We start from the raw sequence: 19,600 nt of genomic DNA, 5'->3' as shown, positions 1-19,600 counted from the left end.
GCAAAGCACATGAAAGAGATAACTTTAGCCTTTACCGGGGCCTCAGGTGCGCCCTATGGTTGGCGCTTACTGCAGCTGCTGCTGTCACAGGGCATACGGGTGCACTTGCTGATATCCAGTGCAGCCAGGGTGGTGTTTGCTACTGAACACGATGTTAAGCTTTCAGCCTCCCCCGATAAATGCACCGAGCAACTGCTGGTACAGTTTAATTGCGCGCCAGAGTTATTGACGGTATATGGCAAGGATGACTGGTTCTCGCCAGTCGCCTCAGGCTCGGCAGCGCCCAGACAGATGGTGATTTGCCCTTGCTCTACCGGCACGGTGGCGGCGATTGCCAGTGGCGCCAGTGATAATTTGATAGAACGGGCAGCCGATGTGGTGATTAAAGAAGGCGGTAAACTGATCATAGTGCCGCGAGAGAGCCCGCTCAGTGCCATTCATCTGGAGAACCTGCTGAAACTGGCACGCATAGGGGTGTGTATAATGCCTGCTGCACCCGGATTTTATCATCAGCCAAAACAGATCAGTGATTTAGTCGATTTTATGGTCGCCAGAATATTGCAACAACTGGGGCTGGATCAACAATTAGTTGCACGCTGGGGATACAGTAATCAGCCCCCACAGTAAATAATCAGCCCCCACAGTCAGCAATCAGGAGCAACGCCGTGAGTTTGGCATTAGATATTCAACAGCTTCACAAGGTGTATAAAAGCGGCACAGTGGCCTTGACTGGCATTGATTTGCAGGTCGCTAAAGGCGATTTTTTTGCGCTGCTTGGCCCCAATGGCGCCGGTAAAAGCACCACTATAGGTGTGATAAGCTCGCTGGTAAACAAAAGCTCAGGCAGCGTTAAAGTGTTTGGCTATGATATTGATAGCCAGCTGGAAAGTGCCAAAAGCCAGCTGGGCTTAGTACCGCAGGAGTTTAATTTTAACCAGTTTGAAACGGTACTGCAGATAGTGGTGAATCAGGCGGGTTACTATGGCGTGCCGAAAAAACTGGCGCTGCAACGGGCCCAGACTTACCTGGGGCAGCTGGGGCTGTGGGAAAAGCGTGATGCCCGGGCCCGCGAATTATCTGGCGGCATGAAGCGGCGGTTGATGATAGCCCGCGCACTGATGCACGAGCCAAAGTTATTAATACTGGATGAACCCACTGCTGGTGTCGACATTGAGCTGCGCCGCTCAATGTGGGAGTTCTTACGCAAAATTAACCAGCAGGGCGTGACCATTATTTTAACTACTCATTATCTGGAAGAAGCCGAGATGCTCTGCCGTAATGTCGCCATTATTGATAAAGGCAGCATTATTGAAAACACCAGTATTAAGGCCTTACTGGCCAAAATGGGTAAAGAAACTTTTATTCTGGATTTGTCAGCAGCAACCAGCCAACTGCAGCTTACTGACTTTAGCTGGCGGCCGCTGGATGACAACAGTATTGAGGTGGATGTGAATAAAGCCCAGGGTTTAAATGGCATTTTTAGTCAGCTCACCGCTCAGGGCCTGCAGGTGTTGTCGATGCGTAATAAAGCCAACCGGCTGGAAGAGTTGTTTGTTAATTTGGTAGAGCAGGGGCGGGAAAGCGCAGAATGAAAGCACTTTATGTTATTGCCTTAAAAAGCATTCTGGACAAAGAAATCACCCGTTTTATGCGGATTTGGGTGCAAACTCTGGTGCCACCGGCCATTACCATGAGTTTATACTTTGTCATTTTTGGCAGCTTAATTGGCTCACGCATTGGCGATATGGGGGGCTTTAGCTATATGGAGTTTATTGTGCCGGGGCTGATTATGATGTCGGTGATTACCAGCTCTTATGCCAATGTCGCTTCGTCCTTTTTCAGCGCCAAATTTCAGCGTAATGTCGAAGAGCTGTTGGTCGCCCCGGTGCCCAATTATATTATTGTGTTAGGTTTCGTCGGTGGCGGCATGGCGCGCGGCATTCTGGTGGGCATTATTGTTACCGTGCTGTCGTTATTTTTTGTCAGCATTCAGATTCATAACCTGTTTATTATTATTGCCACTGTGCTGCTTACTTCTATGTTGTTTGCGCTGGGTGGGCTGATTAACGCTATTTATGCGAAAACCTTCGATGACATCAGTATTATTCCCACCTTTGTATTAACCCCGCTGACCTATCTGGGAGGTGTGTTTTATTCACTGACCTTATTACCCGGTTTTTGGCAGCAAGTGGCAGCATTGAACCCGGTAGTCTATATGGTTAATGCCTTTCGCTTTGGTTTTTTAGGGGTGAGTGACGTGAGCCTGTACCTGGCGCTGGCCGTGGTGCTGGGCTTTATTGCGGTGCTCTACAGCTTCGCCATGTACCTGATTAGCCGTGGCATTGGCTTGCGCAGCTAAGGCGGAAATTTTTGCAGACTTTAATCACAAGTTGCAGTACAGTTAGCCCCTTTTCTTGGCAGACAAAGGGGCTGTTTTATCAGCTCACAGAGTAGCGAAACGCATGACAGAACCGATTAAACGCCAGGCCGAAGCGTCGGAAGAAGCGCTATGGCGGATATTTACTGTACCTGAAGCGCCAGACTCCACGCTGAGCATTATTGAGCAGAATCTGTCGCAGAATCTGGCCGGCTTTTTACGCGAAAGCATAGTGGCGCTGGAAAAACCGCTGTGGCAAATTGAACGCGATTTTCAGGCGCATCAAATCCCGGTTAGCCCGCAATTTGTCTCTGATTATACCGAAACCATAATGCACAAGCTGGTAGCGCATTCAGTGCATACCGCTGCGCCTAGTTTCATTGGCCATATGACCTCGGCCTTACCCTACTTCTTATTACCGCTGTCGAAAATGATGGTGGGGTTAAATCAAAACCTGGTGAAAATTGAAACCTCCAAAGCTTTTACGCCGCTGGAGCGTCAGGTTATCGGCATGATGCACCATCTGGTGTATGGCGAAAAAGACAGTTTTTATAAAAAGTGGATGCACAGCGCCAATCACTCATTGGGCGCGTTTTGCTCAGGTGGCACCATTGCCAATATTACTGCTTTGTGGATTGCCCGTAACCGCCTGCTGCGTGCCGATGGCGACTTTAAAGGTATCGCTAAAGAAGGCCTGTTCCGGGGGTTAAAATACTACGGCTACGAAGGTTTGGCACTGGTCGTCTCTGAACGCGGCCACTATTCTTTGGGCAAGGCTGCCGATATTCTGGGCATTGGTCGTGACCATGTGATCAGCGTGAAAACCGATGCCAAAAATAAAGTCGATGTGCTGGAGCTTGGCCGGGTGATGCAACAACTCACTGAGCAAAACATTAAAGTGTTGTCGATTATTGGCGTGGCCGGCACCACTGAAACTGGCAATGTCGACCCGCTTAACCAGCTGGCTGATATTGCTGAGCAGTATCAATGCCATTTTCATGTCGATGCAGCCTGGGGTGGCGCCACCTTATTATCCGACAAATACCGGCATTTGCTCAGCGGCATAGAGCGTGCAGACTCGGTTACTATTGATGCCCACAAGCAAATGTATGTGCCAATGGGCGCCGGCATGGTGGTCTTTAAACACCCATCTGCCGCCCATGCGATTGAGCATCATGCCGAATATATTCTGCGTAAAGGCTCTAAAGATTTAGGTAGCCAAACATTAGAAGGTTCGCGCGCGGGCATGGCGATGCTGGTACATGCCTGTTTACAGGTGATTGGCCGCGATGGTTACGAAATTTTAATTAACCGCTCTTTAGAAAAAGCCCGTTATTTTGCCACCCTGATAAGCCATAATATCGACTTTGAGCTGATCACCGAGCCAGAGCTGTGTTTGCTGACCTATCGCTATGTCCCGGCGCAAGTGCAACAGGCTATGCGCGGCGCTAGCCCGGAGCAGTTAACGCGTTTTAATGAGTTACTCAACGGCCTGACTAAGTTTATTCAAAAACGCCAGCGCGAAGAAGGTAAGTCTTTTGTATCGCGTACCCGGTTGATGCCAGAGCGCTATCAACGCCAGGAAACCATTGTCTTTAGAGTAGTATTAGCTAACCCGCTGACCACCGAGCAAATTTTACATGATGTACTGGTGGAGCAGGATCAGCTGGCACAGCTTGACAAAGAATTTTACCCCAAGTTAATGCAACTGGCCCAGCAACTAAACAAAGCGGCAAGTTAGCGCCAGCAGCTTGCCACTACACAGCAAATAAGCACCATAACGCCGCGGCACTGCCAAGTGCCGCCAGGCCATAACACAGCAGTTTACTGACTAAGCCGCCGCCTAGTTTAAGATCATGCAAGCCATGGTGAATACGGTGCGCGGCATGAAACAGCGGTAAGCATAGGGCACCGCCAACAAAGGCTAACCCGGCCAAGCCCCACAAAGCGTTATACATTAAGCCTGAGATGCGCGCATAGCTCAGGTTATCGGCCGTGATTACATCCAGTACAGGTAACAAAGCCAAGGCCAGTATGGCGCCCGGTATTACTACGGCAAAACAGACACCTCCGGCGCTGAACAAGGCCCACCAGATAGGTTCATCAGAACGCCGGGGTTGTGATGCATGTCGCTTCATAGCCAGCCTCCTAACAGCAATACTAAACCAAGTGCGACAAGCACACTGGCCAGCCACTGGCCTGCTATCATCACGGCGGGCGGTGCTATAGGCATTACCCTTGGAAATAACTCAAAGAATGTTTTGGCATGGAACAGGCTGGCAGCAAACGCCAGTAAGTTGCAGAGTACTACCCAGGGCTGTGCCATAAACGCCAGCCAGTGTTGCCATTGCACTTCACCCTGGCCCAGACAATACAGGCCATACAGCAGGCAGCCGATAAAAAACAGCAGCGGCAGTACTGTAGCTTCGCGTAGCATGTATAAGCGAAAATAACGGTGCTGTAGCCACCAGTTGCGCGGCATAACCGGCTGATAGGGGCCAGCTCCCTGCTTGCTGCTGGGCTTTTCTAAATTCATCACTGCTATCCTTAGGGTTTAAACAGGCTGATAATCATATCGCTGGCCGAGGCCACTTTACCCTGATTAATGGCGGCTGCCGGGTCGACCTTTTTCGGACAGACTTGGGAGCAAAAGCCCACAAAGGTACAGCCCCAGACGCCGTTTTTGCTATTAAGCTGTGGCATGCGTGCGGCCTTGCCCTGGTCGCGACTGTCCAGATTATAGCGCTGGGCCAGCGTCAGAGCGGCAGGGCCTAAAAATTCCGGGTTTAAGCCAAACTGCGGGCAGGCCGAATAACAGAGGCCGCAGTTAATACAGTTGGAAAATTGCTGATATTTAGCCAGTTGGGCCGGGGTTTGCCGGTGTGGCCCATCGCTGGTTTCGTCATTAATCAGATAAGGCTTTACTGCGTTTAAATGCGCTAAAAACACCTGCATATCGACGATTAAGTCTTTTTCAACCGCAAAATGAGCCAGTGGACTGATGGTTATGTCATCCGGGTAGTCACGCAAGAAGGTTTTGCAGCCTAATTTGGGGATGCCGTTCACCATTACACCGCAAGAGCCGCAGATCGCCATGCGGCATGACCAGCGAAAACCCAGGCTGGGGTCTTGTTGTTGTACTTGCAATAGCGCATCGAGCACTGAGCTGCTGTGATCGCTTTGTACCTGATAGCTTTGTAACCTCGGCTCGTTGTCATGCTCCGGGTGATAGCGGCTGATATGCAATGTTTTGTTCATGAGCTGCTCCATGCTGAGCCATTTCCTGCTGAATCACTCCCTGCCGAACCATAGTGTCGTTCAGCCGGCGGCAATCGAGTAATAGTCACATCCTGCCAGCTCATCGCCATGCTGCCATCGTGCTGGCGTATTGCCAGGCTGTGTTTTAAAAAGTCGTTGTCGTTTCGCGTTGTCATGCCGTTATCCAGCCGTTGGTGGGCGCCGCGTGATTCCGTGCGGGCCAGCGCACTTTGGCAAATGGCCTGTGCGACATCCAGCCCAAATCCCAACTCCAGATATTGCAGCAAGGCACTGTTGTAAGCCTTACTCTTGTCGCTGACGTTAAGGCGCTGGTAGCGTTGTTGTAAGGCTTGTAAGCGTTGTAAGCACAACTGCATGCCCTCGTTGTTGCGGTAAATACCGCAGCCTGCTTCCATCGCTTTGGTCATCTCACTGCGAATAGCATGCACACTGTCGTTACCGCTGTCATCCAAGCGATCAGCCAATAAACCGGCCAGCAGACTTTGTTGCTGCTGACTTTGCGCGGCAACAGCCTCGCTGCTGCAATAATGGGCGCGGCTGGCGATAATAGCAGCCTGCTCGCCGGCTACTTTGCCAAATACTAATAGCTCGGATAGTGAATTTGACCCCAGCCGGTTGGCGCCATGTAAACCGACAGAGGCGCATTCGCCTACGGCAAACAAACCGCTAATACTGGTCTGGCAGTTGATGTTGGTTAAAATGCCGCCCATGGTGTAATGCACTGCCGGGCGAATAGGAATGGGCGCTTTGGCCGGATCGATATTGATATAGGCCTTGGCCAGTTCACAGATAAACGGCAGCCGGCTGGCCAGATGTTTTTCGCCTAAATGACGTAAATCTAAATAGACGACAGCATGGCCCTGATAATCATCGGTCAGCCCCAGTTGCTGCTGTTGCCAGAAGGCTTGTGACAATTTATCGCGTGGCCCCAACTCCATATATTTGTTTTTAGGCTGGCCGACAGGCGTCACCGGGCCCAGACCATAATCTTGCAGATAGCGGTAGCCGTCTTTATTCAGCAAAATTCCACCTTCGCCGCGGCAGGCCTCGGTAATTAAAATGCCACTGCCCGGCAGGCCGGTAGGGTGGTATTGCACAAACTCCATATCACGCAGCGCCACGCCATGGCGGTAGGCCAGTGCCATGCCATCACCGGTGACAATGCCGCCATTGGTATTGTAATGAAAGACCCGGCCGGCGCCGCCGGTAGCCAGAATGACCGCTTTAGCGCGGATTTGCACTAGCTGGCCGCTGCTAAAATGAATGGCCAGCACACCGGCGATTTGCTGCTCAACCACTAATAAATCGAGAACGAAATATTCGTCAAAACGCTGAATATTGCTGTACTTAAGTGAGGTTTGAAACAGGGTATGTAGGATGTGAAAGCCAGTTTTATCGGCGGCAAACCAGGTGCGCTCGGTTTTCATGCCGCCAAAGCGCCGCACTTGCACACTGCCATCGTCTTTGCGACTCCAGGGGCAGCCCCAACGCTCTAGTTGCACCAATTCCTGATAAGCATGTTTGACGAAATAGTCCACCACATCTTGTTCGGCCAGCCAGTCACTTCCTGCCACTGTATCCTGAAAATGCGCGTCCAGACTATCTTCAGCCAGTGTCACGGCAGCGGCACCGCCTTCGGCAGCCACGGTATGCGAGCGCATTGGGTACACCTTGGAGAGCAAGGCTACCTGCAAGGCCGGATTAGCGTCAGCTGCCGCTATGGCAGCGCGTAAACCGGCACCGCCGCCACCGACAATAATAATATCTTGCTGTAATTGCTGCATCATCGATCCTTCAGGTTAAGCCGGTCCGGCCCAAATTAACCCCGCCAGTAGTAACAGCGGGTATACATGACATAGCAATACATTCAGCCCCAAATAAGGGGTTAACTGCTCAGGTTTATCGGCATAGCGAAACAAGCCAGGTAACAGGCGGGCCACCAGCGGTAGGCTTAACAAGGCCAGCAAGCTGTGCCAGGGTAAGTAGCCAGCTACGATCGCCAGGATCAATATCAAGTAGCTCAATAGCAGCAATAAGCTGTACACGCTGGCACTGTGACGCCGACCAATAACAATAGGCAGATGGCGCCGGCCGACTTGTTTATCTGCCTCGACATCCGGAAACTGGTTCAACAGCAACAGATTACTGACCAGTAACATCATGATAAAGGCCAGCACCCAGGCGCTGGCGCTGAGACTGCCTGCCAACACCCAGTATGCGCCTAAGGTCATAAAGATGCCAAAGCCGATCCCCGGTGCCAACAGGCACAACAGCGGCCAGCGGTTTATATATTGGGTGTAACCATAAATCAGCAACACGCCGGGAATACCAATCAGCAAAGGTTGCCAGTTTAGCTGATAGCTTAAATACAGACCGCCGCTTATCAGCAGCAATAAACTGCCAATGGCTAATAGCAGCGCCAGCTGACTGGCCTCGGGCTGGTTAACCAGGGTGCCGCTGCCGCCACTAAAAGGGGTGCGCTGCGTTAAAAAATCCAACCCTGATTTAAAATCAAAGTATTCGTTAAAAGCATTAACGCTAATATGGGCGGCCAGACTAACAACAGCCACCAGCAACAATAACATTGGCGATAGGGTATGGCCGGCTTGCCAGCTGGCAGTAGCGGCCAGCGCGATACAAACCAGGGTTAAACTCAGAAAATTCGCGCGGGCGACACCGCATAACACTTTAAACACGCATTTATCCCTTTTTAGTTAACTGGTTAAGAGTATAGTCATATCTCAGCGCCTGGCTTGATCTATCTCAGCTTCAACACAGTTAAGTGGTAATCTGTGCCTGACTGACTAGGCTGAATAGGTGCCGTTTTTTAAACGAGAATACTTTTATTCAATGAGAGCACTATGACCACAGCGCAAGTCATTATTATTGTTATCCTGTTGCTGACTATCGGCATGTTTTTATGGGGCCGCTGGCGCCATGACATGATAGCGCTTGCTGCACTGCTGGCTTGTGTGCTGGGTGGGGTGATTGATCCGGCCATTGCTTTTAATGGTTTTGGCCATCCAGCGGTGATTACTGTGGCCTGTGTGTTGGTGTTAAGCGCCGGCCTGCAAAGCTCCGGTGCGGTAGATGCGCTGACCCGACAGGCGATGCCTAAGAATGCCGGCCCACTGGTTAGCATGGCGGCGCTGGTCGGCATAGGTGCCTTGCTCTCAGGCTTTATGAACAACGTAGGGGCGCTAGCCTTACTCATGCCGGTCGCGCTGCAGCTGGCTAACCGACTGCAGATGCCGCCCGGCAGAGTCTTGATGCCTCTGGCGTTTGGTACCATTTTGGGCGGTATGACGACTATGATAGGGACGCCACCGAATCTGATTGTCTCAGGTTTTAGGGCGCAGCAGGGCTCATCAGGCTTTGGCATGTTTGACTTTACCCCGGTGGGTATAGGTGTGGCGTTAACCGGCTGTATCTTTGTGGTACTCGCCTGGCGTTTAGTGCCCGCGCGCAAACAAGCGGGCACTGAAGGGTTTGAAACCGGCGCCTACCTGACCGAGGCGCGGGTCACAGAAAAAAAGCAAAATTGCCGATAAGCGTTTGTATGATATCGAAAACGAGTTTGATGACAGCGGGGCGCAAATAGTCGGACTTATCCGTAATAACGTTAAAATTAATGCACCCAGTGGCGGCCGGGTCATTCGGGCCGGCGACATCCTCTGGTGTTAGAAGCGGAAGTGGACTCCCTGGGCGCTGTCTTATCGACGCTGGGGCTGGAGCTGGAAGAGTCAAAAACGGTGGACAAGCCGGCTAAAACTGAGCCGGAACAAGAGCCATCAAAAGCAGGGTTGGCTTTGGATGCCAAAGCTGAGCAGGCAGAAACCAACAGCGATGCCAGCGCATCGGCAGAGAGTAAAGAGCCACAGCTAAAAGCACAGCATAACGAAGAAATCATTCTGATGGAGCTGGTGGTCAGGCCTGAATCCAGCTTACAGGGCCGTTCGGCGACCAATATATTACTGCGCTCACGTTATAGCCTGAACCTGCTGGCGGTATCGCGCGATGGCGGCCGTTCGAAATCACGGTTACGCAATTTCAGAATGCAGGCGGGCGATTTGTTGTTACTGCAAGGTACCAGTGAAAATGTGCTGGAATTTGCCAGCGATTATGGCTGTGTGCCGTTGGCGAAAAGGGACTTAAACATCCCGGATAAAAAGCAGGCCATTATTGCCGGGGCGATTATGCTGTTTGCGGTGGCTGGAGCTGCCTTTGGCTTATTACCTGCAGCTATTTCTTTTGCTATGGGAGTGCTGGCATCTATGGTGTTTAAAACGGTGCCACCCCGCCTGGTATACAAGGCTATCGACTGGCCGGTAATAGTGCTACTGGCAGCGCTTATTCCGGTGGCCGGCGCTATGGAGTCCACCGGCACAGCAGAACTTATTGCCAGTGCTTTAATGGAATACATCGCTCAGGGCAATGCCATTGTTGCCCTGGCAATGATTTTGATTGTTACCATGTTTTTATCTGATTTGATGAACAATGCGGCAACGGCGGCGGTGATGTGCCCGATAGAGATAGGTACAGCCATCGCGCTGGATGTTAACGCCGATTCGTTTTTAATGGCGGTGGCCATAGGGGCGTCTTGTGCGTTTTTAACGCCGATAGGGCATCAGAACAACACGTTAATTCTGGGGCCCGGAGGCTTTAAGTTTGGCGATTATTGGCGCCTGGGCCTGCCGCTGGAAATTCTGGTGACGCTGGTGGCCTTGCCGTTACTGATTGTGTTCTGGCCGCTATGACATTTGACATTGCACTGGTATTACTCATTTTGCTCAGTGCGCTAGTGCTGTTTGTCACCGGCTGGCTGCGCATGGACGTGGTGGCGTTATTGGTCATGTGCTTGCTGGCGCTATTGGGGCTGGTGTCGCCGACCGAGGCAGTAAGTGGTTTTAGTAACCCGGCGGTGATTACGGTCTGGGCCATGTTTATTATGAGTGAGGGCTTAACCCGGGCCGGCATTGCCGACAGTATTGGCCGGCGGGTGATGCGGTTATCCGGCAGCAGCGAAACGCAGATGATCATTGTCATTATGCTGGTATCGGGCTTGTTATCAGCCTTTATGAGCAATATCGGCGTGGTGGCATTATTGCTGCCGGTTACGGTAGAGGCCGCCCGACGCTGTGGTATCTCACCGGCCAAAATATTAATGCCAATGGCGTTTGGCGCCATGTTAGGCGGCTTATTAACACTGATTGGCACCCCGCCCAATTTACTGGTCAGCATGGCGCTGGACAATAGTGGTCAGCCCGGTTTTAAGCTGTTTGACTTTGCGCTGATCGGCTTGCCGGTGTTGCTGGCCTGTACCTTGTTTATGGCCATTATTGGCCGCCATTTTTTACCGGCCACCGATCCGGATCGCGCTGGCATGGCGGGCAGCCACGATCTTAGCGAGCAGTACGGCCTGCAAGAGCGGATTTTTGCCCTGCGTTTACCCACGCCTTCGTTACTGGCCGGGCGTACTCTGGAAGAGTCGGGGTTGATTAATACTGTCGGTTTGATGGTAATAGCCCTGACCCGTGGCAAAGAAACCTTCACCCTGCCTTCACGCCATACGGTGCTAAAAGCTGGCGATATTGTGCTGGCGCAGGGAAAATTAAACCGTTTTGAGCGCTTGCGCAGCTGGAACTCGCTGACCATAGAGCGCGAAGCACCGCTGTTACATGAGAAACTGCTCGCGGCCAGTTGTTTGGCCGAACTTGAGGTGGCCGCGACAGGGCCCTTGAGCAATGAGCAGCTGGAGCATCACCGTTTTCGTGAGCATTACCAGCTGAATGTGTTAGCGGTGAAGCGGCCAGGCCAGGTGTTATGTACCCGGCTGGCTGATTTTACGCTGGCGCCGGGCGATAAAATACTGGTGCAAGGTAGTAGCGATGCACTTGAAGAATTACAATATCAAGCGGCGTTTAGTGCCATCGAACGGCTAAGCGTTGATGCGGTAAAAAAACAGTATCAGCTGCAAGAGCGGCTGTTTGTGCTGGGTTTACCGGCTGACAGCCCGTTAGTGGATAGCAGCTTTGCAGAAAACCGCTTGGGCGATGCTTTTGATTTTCGTCTGCTGGGGTTATTCCGGCAGGGAGAAATTATTCAGCAGTTTCACTCTGATGACAAACTGCAAGCCGGTGATCTGCTGCTTATTCAGGGCCGTGAAGAAGACCTGGACATATTACGGGGTTTTAAACAGCTGGAGCGGCTGGACGATATGTCGCCTTATCTGGATTTACTGGCAAAAGGACAGTTGCAGCTGGTTGAGGCGACCTTGCACCCGCGCAGCAAATATCTTGGCCAGAGCGTTAATGCACTGCAATTAGATAAACGCTACAAGGTAGAGGTATCAGCCATCTGGCGTGAGGGCCGCGCCTATCGCTCAGCGCTGGGCTCTATGTTACTGCAGGCAGGTGATGCCTTATTGATTGTTGGCCCCAAGCCTCAGTTGGCCAAGCTGAACGACAGTGAACACTTAATCGTACTGAATCCGGTGCAGGTGAAACCGGTAAATGCCAGTAAGGCGCCGCTGGCTGCCGGTTTAATGGCGCTGATGGTATTGCTGACGCTGACCGGGGTGCTGCCGATTTACCTGTCGGCGATACTGGCCGCCACCTTAATGGTCGCCAGCCGCTGTTTAACTATGGAGCAGGCCTATGGTGCTATTGATTGGCGTTCTATCTTTTTGATTGCCGGTATGTTGCCCTTAGGCTTGGCGATGCAGCATTCAGGCACGGCGGCCTGGCTGGCGCAAGGCGTGTTGTCCGGTTTAGGCCAGCATGGGCCACTGGCGGTGCTGGCGGGGTTATATCTGGTAACGGCGCTGGGTACCTTAATCATTCCTACGGTAGCGCTGGTGTTGATTATGGCGCCTATTGGTTTAATGCTCAGTGGTGTGCTGGGGATTAATGGCCAAAGTGCCATGATAGTGGTGGCGGTTGCTGCCACCAGCCTGGCCAGCCCGGTATCGCATGCGGCCAATACGTTGGTCATGGGCCCGGCTGGCTATCGTTTTGTCGATTATTTAAAAGTGGGCGGGCCCTTGAGCTTGCTGCTATTTGTGATCACCATGGCATTGCTGCCATTGTTCTGGCCGCTGAGTGCAGGTTAGCGACAATCAACATAAGGTTGCTATAACTAAACCGTGTTACAGTGTCTGTGAGCTGGTCATTTTTTAGACTATCGTCGCGCCTCCCCGATCCTTTCTGTTTGTTTATGTGAGTTATGTCATGCCAATGGGTTTAGCCGATTTTATTCGCTCAGAAATAGAGCCGATCCTGAAAGATTGGGAGGCGTTTGCCAAAACACTGTTTAATGCCCGGCATATGAATAAAGTCGGGCTGCGCGATCATGCCAAAGATATGCTGTTGGACATTGCTGATGATTTAGATTCACATCAAACTGACAGCGAGCAGGTAGCGAAATCTAAGGGGCGCGGCCCCACTAATCATGACGCATCCTGGGCAGAAATACATGGTGGTGACCGCCAGAGCAGTGGTTTTAGTGCGCTTGATACAGTGGCAGAATTTCGGGCACTGCGCGCCAGTGTGGTGTCGCACTGGAATCAGGCATTTTCTGAAATTACTAGCCGGCATCTACAAGATTTGACCCGCTTTCATGAGGCGATAGATCAAGCCGTAGCGGAGTCATTGGAGCAGTATGCCACAGTAAAAGAAATGGAAACCCGCTTGTTTGGCGCTATTTTGGTGGCTTCGCCTGATCCTATTTATGTGCTGGATTTAGAGGGCCGTTTTGTTTATGCCAACAAGGCCACGGCCGACTTGTTTGCGTTGGATTTGCCGCACATTATCGGCAAATCCAGCTTTGATTTAGGCTTTTCCTTTGCCAGTGATTTTCAGCGCAATCTGCAAAAAGTGATGGCAGATAAAGCCACCTTTCGCGGCAAGTTTGTGCATACCTTTGCCTCTGGTAAAGGCGAGAAATTCGAATATTTACTGGCGCCGGTGTTGAATGAAGATGAACAGATAGAAGCGACGGTCTGTATCTCGCGTGATATCACTGAGCAGGCGCTGGCCGAAGAAAAAATCTGGTACAACGCCCATCATGATCTGTTAACCGGCTTACCAAACCGGCGGTTATTTTTAGATCGGCTGGAGCAGGAGGTTAAACATGCTAAGCGCAGCAACTTGCCGCTTGCAGTATTATTTATGGATTTGGATGGTTTTAAAGATGTGAATGATACTTTAGGCCATGAAGCGGGCGACCGCTTATTAACCGTGGTCGCAGAGCGGCTAACCGACTGTGTGCGCGAAGAAGATACGGTGGCCCGTTTAGGCGGTGATGAATTTACCGTGATCCTAACCGGTGCCAAGCTGCAATCTGATATCGAGCAGGTCGCAGTGGCCATTATTGATGGGCTGGCGCAGCCGTTTCTTATCTCACAACGCCAAGTAAAGATTTCTGTCAGTATCGGTATCAGCTGCTACCCAGCGCATGGCGCGTTGCCGCTTGAGTTGTTAGAAGCAGCTGATAAAGCCATGTACCAGGCTAAAAAAGCCGGCGCTAACCGTTTGTGTTTTTATTAATGGCTATACTTAAAACCGGGCGCTAATGGCTGGCTATGTTATCCAATGCAAAATGCAAGGCCTGACCCCATGGGGGTATGCATGGGGTGAAATCTATCGTAAGATTTTGATTTATAGCCAGCACAGGAATTAAGCATATGAACACATCTTTAGCTATGGTTACCCTGTTATCATTGTCATTAGTTGGGTCAGCTTTGGTGTTTGCTAAACCAACTATGCCCTCGGGTATTGCCGCTTCACCAGCAATGATTTCGAAGGCTGCTATTCAGGCTTGTGAAAGCCATATAAAACAGAATATCCCTTACTCCAGTGGCATATTTGCTGAAACGAAAGCGGGTACGGAGCAGCATGGTTTTACCTTGGTGAGTGGTGTCATTAAATGGCGTACGCTGAACAGTGAACATGGCACCTTTGCCTGTATTTACCAGCAGGCACAAGGCAACATCATCAGTGCGGTTATACCAGAGCAGCCGGACAATACTGGTAAACCTATACAAGACAAACCAGAGATGCTGCGCTCTGCTTGCATCCTAAGCATTACCCTTCAAATTAAATCAGCTCATAAGGTAACACCTGAGTTTAACCCTCAGACCAGCAAGCAACGAACGGCAAACACGGTTACGCTCACAGGTTCTGGTACTTTTACTGAAATCAGAAGAGCTTCATCAGAGGCCAGAAGTACTCCAGCCAAAACGTTCAACTATTTTTGCCTGTTGGACAACAACGCTGAGTCTGTTAGCCGCAGCTGGTTTGTGCTGGACTAAACATCAGCGCAGCGAACTATTATATCGGTTACCACAACGCCAGCTGTGCTTGCTGCTCGCCTGGCCAAGGTGCCAACACCGAGTGGGGTTGCTGTAAATCGGCTGCAAACTGGCGGCATAGATAGGGGGCCAGGGTGTTGTCCGGGGTGTGGAAGAAACAGTAAGGGTTTTTCCCCTCACGCAGCCAGTCGTTAATTTTAGCCAGCCACGGCGTATAGAATTGCCGATTCAATTCCAAGTCATTTGTGCCAATAAAGCGCAGCATTGGCCGGTCACTCAGACAAATAGCATGCACCGGCAAGCGCGGCTTTTTACCTTGCGCATCCAGTAGAGCAGGGGTGGTTGCTGCCACGGCAAACAGCGCCCGGCTATCCAGCACCACCCGCTCGGCCTGGTATTGCTGCAATAAGCGGTTTAGCGCCAGCTCCTGCTCAGCCTTATCAAAAAATACCGGGTGCCGCACTTCTACCGCCACCGGCGCCTTATCTGTTAGCCACTCTAGCACTTTGGCCAGCTGTGGCAGCATCGCCGGGCCGCTAATGGCCGGCAGTTGTAAATGAATTAAGCCGATATAGGGGTGCACCGGTGCAAAATGCTGCCACCATTGCTGCAAGTCTGCTTGGGTCAGTTCAGCTAATTGATGACTAAAACGCTGCGGCATTTTAAAGACAAAACGAAAATCAGCAGTTAACTGCTCTGCCCAGCGCTGCAGTTGCAGGCTGTCTGGATCAGCATAAAAGCTGGTATTGCCCTCTACGCTGTTAAAATACTGGCTGTAGGCGGCTAAAAAGTCATTGGCTGGGGTGTCTTCTTTATACAGGCTACCTTTCCAGCGGCTATTGGCCCACATCGGACACCCCAGATACAACACCGTTTACAACTCGAGGTTATCAATCAGCCGGGTGCTGCCCAGTTTAGCGGCGGCCAGTACTACTTTTGGCTCAGTGGCACTGCTGGCCAATGCCAGGCTTTGCTGATGGCTGATATTGACATAATCCGGCAGCATGCCGGCGGCTAGCAGCTGTTGTTTGGCTTGCTGCTCCAGTGCCCGGTAATCATGATTGCCCGCCGCTACAGCGTGTTTTACTTGCTGTAATATCTGGTACAGCGCCGGGGCCTGAGCGCGCTCTGTTGCCGTTAAATAGCCGTTGCGTGAGCTTAGGGCTAAGCCATCAGCGGCACGCTCGGTGGCCACGCCAATAATCTCGATAGGCAGGGATAAGTCGGTAACCATTTGCCGGATAATCGCCAGTTGCTGGTAATCTTTCTGGCCAAAACAGGCAATATCTGGCTGCACCAGATTAAACAGTTTGCAGACAATAGTAGAGACACCACGAAAATGGCCGGCCCGGCTGGCGCCACAATGTAAGTCACCTAATAACGGGACTTCTACATAGGTTTGTGCATCCAGCCCGCGCGGGTACATCAGCTCAGGGGTTGGGGTAAACAAGGCATCGGTATGATGCGCCACTAAGCCGGCAATATCCTCATCCAGGGTGCGCGGATAGCTGGCGAGATCTTCATTTTTGCCAAATTGCATGGGATTGACAAAAATACTGGCAATGACTCTGTCGGCCTTACTGCGGGCGACATCAATCAGCCGTAAATGACCGTCATGCAGGTTACCCATGGTGGGCACAAAGGCGATACTCTCACCCGCCTGACGCCACTGACGAATTTGCGAGCGTAACGGTGCTATGGCGTTAATAACAGAAATTGACGGCATTACTGTGCTGTTACTCATTTTTAAATACTACATTGATTAAACGGCTAGATTATTTAAAGCTATGCTCGGGCCCAGGGAAAATCTGCGATTTTACTTCGCTGACATAAGCCGCAATCGCACTTCTGATCTCACCGGTTTGCGCCAGGTAGTTTTTCGAAAACTTGGGAATATAGCCGCTGCTAATGCCCAGTAAATCGTGCATCACCAGTACCTGGCCATCGGTGACGTTGCCGGCGCCAATGCCAATGACGGGGATCTGTAACGCCTGCGTTATCCGCTCGGCCAGCTCAGTAGGGATACATTCCAGCACTAATAACTGAGCGCCGGCCGCTTGTAGCGCCAGCGCCTGATTCAGCATGGCCTCAGCGGCCTCACTGGTTTTACCCTGCACTTTATAGCCGCCAAAAATATGCACAGATTGTGGTGTCAGGCCCAAATGACCACAGACAGGCACGCCGCGCTCGGTCAGGGCTTTAATGGTGGGCAATAAAAAATCACCGCCTTCTAATTTCACCATATTGGCACCTGCCTGCATCAGCGGCGTGACATTGTGCATTGCCTGCTCAGGGGTGGCATAGCTCATAAAGGGCATATCCGCTATAACAAAAGCATCTGGCGCGCCAGCTCTGACACAACGGGTATGATAGGCGATGTCATTAATGCTGACCGGCAGCGTGTCGCTGTGACCCTGTAACACCATGCCCAGGGAGTCGCCAATTAACAGCACTTCGATACCTTGCTCTGCAAAGAGTTTGGCGAAACTGGCGTCATAGGCGGTCAGCATGGTGATTTTTTCAGCCTGCTGTTTCATTTTTTGTAATACAGCGGTAGTGATTTTTGCCATTAGCTTGTCATCCGACCAGAATTAGGGGCGAAAGATCGCATAAACTGCCGCTAGCTGCAAGTCTGTTGCAGTGGCTGCAGGCCATTTAAGGGTACTAAGGGTAGTAGTGCGGTCAGTGGTGTGCCATCTGGCAGCACCAGCTGGGGTGCCAGCTCAGATAAGGGGTAAAGCACAAATTCACGCTGGCGCAGGCCATAATGCGGCACGGTCAGACGGCTGCTGTTAATCTGTTGCTGGCCAAACAGCAGGATATCCAAATCCAGGGTACGGGGCCCCCAACGCTCAGCTTTGCGCTGCCGGCCTTGTTGTTGTTCAATCTGTTGCAGATGATCAAGCAGGGCTTCAGCCGTCAGTTCGGTGTCTAGCTCGGCCACGGCATTGATATAATCAGGCTGGTCCTGTGGCCCCATGGGTTTGGAATGATACAAACTGGAGACAGCGATTAGCTGGCTTTGCGGCAGTTGCGCCAGGGCGCTGAGGGCGCGTTGTAATTGCGCTACGGGCTCGGCCTGGTTAGCACCCAGGCCAATGTATACCCGCTCTGCATGGCTTAGCGGCAACGGGGCAGCGCTGACGTCAGGCACTGGCTCAGACATGAGGCGTGCTGCTGCGCTTACGCGTATAGTTGCGGCGACGGCGGCCCCTTTCTGCGCCGGCTTTACCCAGACCCTGAATAAGCTGTAATTTGCCGGTTTCGTCACAGTGCTGGAACTGCTGCCACCACTGTGCTAACTCGATTAGCTCGCCACCTTCAGCGGCTGCTCTTAAGCTTAAAAAGTCAAAGGCACCACGAAATTTGCTTTGTTCGAGCATTTTAAAGGGCCGGCGGCCAGCTCTTTTCGGCAAGCGAAGCTGTAACATCCAGATGTCGCGCATCGCCAGCGTAAAGCGTTTAGGAATGGCGATGCTTTTTTGCACCTCATCAAGCACATCATTCATGGCAATACCCAAGGCATCTATATCATTTAAGCCACTATCTATCATCAGCGCCTGGCTGCGCAGTTCTACCGGGTACCACAGCATGGCAGCAAAAATAAAGGCTGGCGTTACAGGTTTGCCTGACTCAACGCGCTGATCCGTATCTTGCAGTGCCTGGGTTAACAAGGCGAAAGCTTTGCCCTCTGGCTCCTGATTTAACAATTTATCCAGTTGCGGCAGTATCACTTTTAAAATCTTTAACTCACGCATCAGCATCACGTTGTCAAAAGCCTTGCCGGCCAGCCACATCTTCACTAACTCATCAAACAGCCGGGCGGCCGGCACGTTTTTTAACAGATTGGCTAGCGGCGGTATGGCTTGGGCAGTGGCTAGCGCAATCTGCATATTTAGCTTAGTGGCAAAGCGCACAGCCCGCAGCATCCGTACCGGATCTTCGCGATAACGTGTTTCAGGATCGCCTATCAGCTCGACTTTACGCTCGGCAATACTTTGAATGCCATTGGCAAAATCGTATACGGCAAAGTCTTTAACCGAGTAGTACAGCGCATTAATGGTAAAATCGCGCCGTTCGGCGTCTTCTTCAATGCTGCCATAGACGTTATCCCGCAAAATCTGCCCATGATCACTGAGGCTGGCGGTTTTCAGTTTTTCAGCCGTGCTGTCATCATCTTCCGCGCCACTGTGATGGCCTCGAAAGGTCGCGACTTCGATAATTTCGCGGCCAAACACCACATGTGCCAGCCGGAAACGGCGGCCAATTAAGCGGCAATTGCGAAATACCTGTTTAACCTGCTCCGGATGGGCATTGGTCACTACGTCAAAATCTTTTGGCTGGATGCCTAACAGCAAGTCGCGGATACAGCCGCCGACCAGATAGGCGTCGAAGCCAGCATCTTTTAAGCGGTACAGTACTTTCAGGGCATTCGGGCTGATATCTTTGCGCGAGATGCTGTGCTGATCGCGGCTGAGGATATTAAGCGGTGGCAAATGGCTGGCCGCCACTGCAGCTGCAGCGCTTTTTCTACCGTGGGCAGCTTGTGGCGACGCAACTTTAGCGCTCGACAGGGGGGCTGCATTGTTGCCTTTGGCAGGGCGACGAAAAAAGTCTAACACACGCGAAATAAT

General features: G+C 51.6%; 19 protein-coding genes. 9 read left to right on the top strand and 10 right to left on the bottom strand.

Features of this window, described 5'->3' with window-relative positions:
- Positions 1-9: 9 nt before the first annotated feature.
- From V7D78_RS01255 to panP, 4 genes are all read left to right on the top strand, one after another.
- Positions 10-627, top strand: a complete 618-nt coding sequence (locus tag V7D78_RS01255; protein WP_333606609.1) for a flavin prenyltransferase UbiX — start codon at positions 10-12, stop codon at positions 625-627.
- Positions 628-665: 38 nt separating this feature from the next.
- On the top strand, positions 666-1,592 hold the full coding sequence (locus tag V7D78_RS01250; protein WP_333606608.1) for an ABC transporter ATP-binding protein: 927 nt from the start codon (positions 666-668) through the stop codon (positions 1,590-1,592).
- A complete protein-coding gene (locus tag V7D78_RS01245) occupies positions 1,589-2,359 on the top strand; it encodes an ABC transporter permease (protein WP_333606607.1) in 771 nt (256 codons plus the stop codon). Before V7D78_RS01250 ends, V7D78_RS01245 begins: the two co-directional genes overlap by 4 nt.
- A gap of 103 nt (positions 2,360-2,462) precedes the next feature.
- Complete coding sequence (gene panP, locus V7D78_RS01240) at positions 2,463-4,118, top strand: pyridoxal-dependent aspartate 1-decarboxylase PanP (RefSeq protein WP_333606606.1); 1,656 nt, start codon at positions 2,463-2,465, stop codon at positions 4,116-4,118.
- Positions 4,119-4,134: 16 nt separating this feature from the next.
- On the opposite strand, the gene frdD is transcribed toward panP, so the two are convergent.
- The 5 genes from frdD to V7D78_RS01215 are packed head-to-tail and all read right to left on the bottom strand — an operon-like array spanning position 4,135 to position 8,352.
- Positions 4,135-4,515: a fumarate reductase subunit FrdD gene (gene frdD, locus V7D78_RS01235; RefSeq protein ID WP_333606605.1), complete on the bottom strand. Its 381-nt coding sequence runs from the start codon at positions 4,513-4,515 to the stop codon at positions 4,135-4,137.
- Entirely contained in the window at positions 4,512-4,913 is a 402-nt protein-coding gene (locus V7D78_RS01230) for a fumarate reductase subunit C (RefSeq protein ID WP_333606604.1), read from the bottom strand. The genes frdD and V7D78_RS01230 overlap by 4 nt, the downstream gene beginning before the upstream one ends.
- A gap of 11 nt (positions 4,914-4,924) precedes the next feature.
- Positions 4,925-5,635: a succinate dehydrogenase/fumarate reductase iron-sulfur subunit gene (locus V7D78_RS01225; RefSeq protein ID WP_333606603.1), complete on the bottom strand. Its 711-nt coding sequence runs from the start codon at positions 5,633-5,635 to the stop codon at positions 4,925-4,927.
- The gene (frdA, locus tag V7D78_RS01220) at positions 5,632-7,443 is read right to left on the bottom strand and encodes a fumarate reductase (quinol) flavoprotein subunit (RefSeq protein ID WP_333606602.1); all 1,812 of its coding nucleotides are present in this window, start codon (positions 7,441-7,443) and stop codon (positions 5,632-5,634) included. The genes V7D78_RS01225 and frdA overlap by 4 nt, the downstream gene beginning before the upstream one ends.
- Before the next feature lie 12 nt (positions 7,444-7,455).
- On the bottom strand, positions 7,456-8,352 hold the full coding sequence (locus tag V7D78_RS01215; protein ID WP_333606601.1) for a prenyltransferase: 897 nt from the start codon (positions 8,350-8,352) through the stop codon (positions 7,456-7,458).
- 165 nt (positions 8,353-8,517) lie between these two features.
- Between V7D78_RS01215 and V7D78_RS01210 the strand changes: the two genes are divergently transcribed.
- The 5 genes from V7D78_RS01210 to V7D78_RS01190 all read left to right on the top strand — a co-directional run bounded on the left by V7D78_RS01210 (position 8,518) and on the right by V7D78_RS01190 (position 14,966).
- Complete coding sequence (locus V7D78_RS01210; RefSeq protein ID WP_333606600.1) at positions 8,518-9,207, top strand: SLC13 family permease; 690 nt, start codon at positions 8,518-8,520, stop codon at positions 9,205-9,207.
- A gap of 126 nt (positions 9,208-9,333) precedes the next feature.
- Positions 9,334-10,413 (top strand): SLC13 family permease, encoded by a 1,080-nt coding sequence (locus V7D78_RS01205; RefSeq protein ID WP_333606599.1) that lies wholly within the window; start codon positions 9,334-9,336, stop codon positions 10,411-10,413.
- A complete protein-coding gene (locus tag V7D78_RS01200; RefSeq protein ID WP_333606598.1) occupies positions 10,410-12,767 on the top strand; it encodes an SLC13 family permease in 2,358 nt (785 codons plus the stop codon). Before V7D78_RS01205 ends, V7D78_RS01200 begins: the two co-directional genes overlap by 4 nt.
- 118 nt (positions 12,768-12,885) lie before the next feature.
- The gene (locus tag V7D78_RS01195; RefSeq protein ID WP_333606597.1) at positions 12,886-14,202 is read left to right on the top strand and encodes a GGDEF domain-containing protein; all 1,317 of its coding nucleotides are present in this window, start codon (positions 12,886-12,888) and stop codon (positions 14,200-14,202) included.
- A 137-nt stretch (positions 14,203-14,339) separates the two neighbouring features.
- Positions 14,340-14,966, top strand: coding sequence for a hypothetical protein (locus V7D78_RS01190; RefSeq protein ID WP_333606596.1), 627 nt, complete (start codon positions 14,340-14,342; stop codon positions 14,964-14,966).
- A 28-nt stretch (positions 14,967-14,994) separates the two neighbouring features.
- Here the strand turns inward: V7D78_RS01190 and V7D78_RS01185 are convergent, their stop codons facing one another.
- From V7D78_RS01185 to pcnB, 5 genes are read right to left on the bottom strand one after another with little or no spacing between them, the layout of a single operon-like run.
- Entirely contained in the window at positions 14,995-15,816 is an 822-nt protein-coding gene (locus tag V7D78_RS01185) for a DUF72 domain-containing protein (RefSeq protein WP_333606595.1), read from the bottom strand.
- Between the two features lie 24 nt (positions 15,817-15,840).
- Positions 15,841-16,710 (bottom strand): pantoate--beta-alanine ligase, encoded by an 870-nt coding sequence (gene panC / locus V7D78_RS01180; RefSeq protein WP_333606594.1) that lies wholly within the window; start codon positions 16,708-16,710, stop codon positions 15,841-15,843.
- A gap of 31 nt (positions 16,711-16,741) precedes the next feature.
- Positions 16,742-17,536: a 3-methyl-2-oxobutanoate hydroxymethyltransferase gene (panB, locus tag V7D78_RS01175; RefSeq protein ID WP_333606593.1), complete on the bottom strand. Its 795-nt coding sequence runs from the start codon at positions 17,534-17,536 to the stop codon at positions 16,742-16,744.
- 50 nt (positions 17,537-17,586) lie between these two features.
- The gene (gene folK, locus V7D78_RS01170; protein WP_333606592.1) at positions 17,587-18,132 is read right to left on the bottom strand and encodes a 2-amino-4-hydroxy-6-hydroxymethyldihydropteridine diphosphokinase; all 546 of its coding nucleotides are present in this window, start codon (positions 18,130-18,132) and stop codon (positions 17,587-17,589) included.
- Positions 18,125-19,588: a polynucleotide adenylyltransferase PcnB gene (gene pcnB, locus V7D78_RS01165; RefSeq protein WP_333606591.1), complete on the bottom strand. Its 1,464-nt coding sequence runs from the start codon at positions 19,586-19,588 to the stop codon at positions 18,125-18,127. Before pcnB ends, folK begins: the two co-directional genes overlap by 8 nt.
- Between the last annotated feature and the right edge of the window lie 12 nt (positions 19,589-19,600).

The sequence above is a fragment of the Arsukibacterium sp. genome, assembly GCF_036735525.1.
GTDB lineage: Bacteria > Pseudomonadota > Gammaproteobacteria > Enterobacterales > Alteromonadaceae > Alishewanella.
The sequence above is the reverse complement of the archived record's forward strand: the minus strand, read 5'-3'. Positions and strand labels throughout refer to the sequence as shown.

Excerpts from the sequence above, each read along its gene's own strand:
- panB (WP_333606593.1), bottom strand. The coding sequence starts at position 17,536 with ATGGCAAAAATCACTACCGCTGTATTACAAAAAATGAAACAGCAGGCT.
- V7D78_RS01255 (WP_333606609.1), top strand. The coding sequence starts at position 10 with ATGAAAGAGATAACTTTAGCCTTTACCGGGGCCTCAGGTGCGCCCTAT.
- V7D78_RS01190 (WP_333606596.1), top strand. The coding sequence starts at position 14,340 with ATGAACACATCTTTAGCTATGGTTACCCTGTTATCATTGTCATTAGTT.
- frdA (WP_333606602.1), bottom strand. The coding sequence starts at position 7,443 with ATGATGCAGCAATTACAGCAAGATATTATTATTGTCGGTGGCGGCGGT.
- V7D78_RS01210 (WP_333606600.1), top strand. The coding sequence starts at position 8,518 with ATGACCACAGCGCAAGTCATTATTATTGTTATCCTGTTGCTGACTATC.
- V7D78_RS01225 (WP_333606603.1), bottom strand. The coding sequence starts at position 5,635 with ATGAACAAAACATTGCATATCAGCCGCTATCACCCGGAGCATGACAAC.
- V7D78_RS01245 (WP_333606607.1), top strand. The coding sequence starts at position 1,589 with ATGAAAGCACTTTATGTTATTGCCTTAAAAAGCATTCTGGACAAAGAA.
- V7D78_RS01200 (WP_333606598.1), top strand. The coding sequence starts at position 10,410 with ATGACATTTGACATTGCACTGGTATTACTCATTTTGCTCAGTGCGCTA.
- panP (WP_333606606.1), top strand. The coding sequence starts at position 2,463 with ATGACAGAACCGATTAAACGCCAGGCCGAAGCGTCGGAAGAAGCGCTA.
- V7D78_RS01230 (WP_333606604.1), bottom strand. The coding sequence starts at position 4,913 with ATGAATTTAGAAAAGCCCAGCAGCAAGCAGGGAGCTGGCCCCTATCAG.
- V7D78_RS01195 (WP_333606597.1), top strand. The coding sequence starts at position 12,886 with ATGCCAATGGGTTTAGCCGATTTTATTCGCTCAGAAATAGAGCCGATC.
- V7D78_RS01185 (WP_333606595.1), bottom strand. The coding sequence starts at position 15,816 with ATGTGGGCCAATAGCCGCTGGAAAGGTAGCCTGTATAAAGAAGACACC.
- panC (WP_333606594.1), bottom strand. The coding sequence starts at position 16,710 with ATGAGTAACAGCACAGTAATGCCGTCAATTTCTGTTATTAACGCCATA.
- folK (WP_333606592.1), bottom strand. The coding sequence starts at position 18,132 with ATGTCTGAGCCAGTGCCTGACGTCAGCGCTGCCCCGTTGCCGCTAAGC.
- frdD (WP_333606605.1), bottom strand. The coding sequence starts at position 4,515 with ATGAAGCGACATGCATCACAACCCCGGCGTTCTGATGAACCTATCTGG.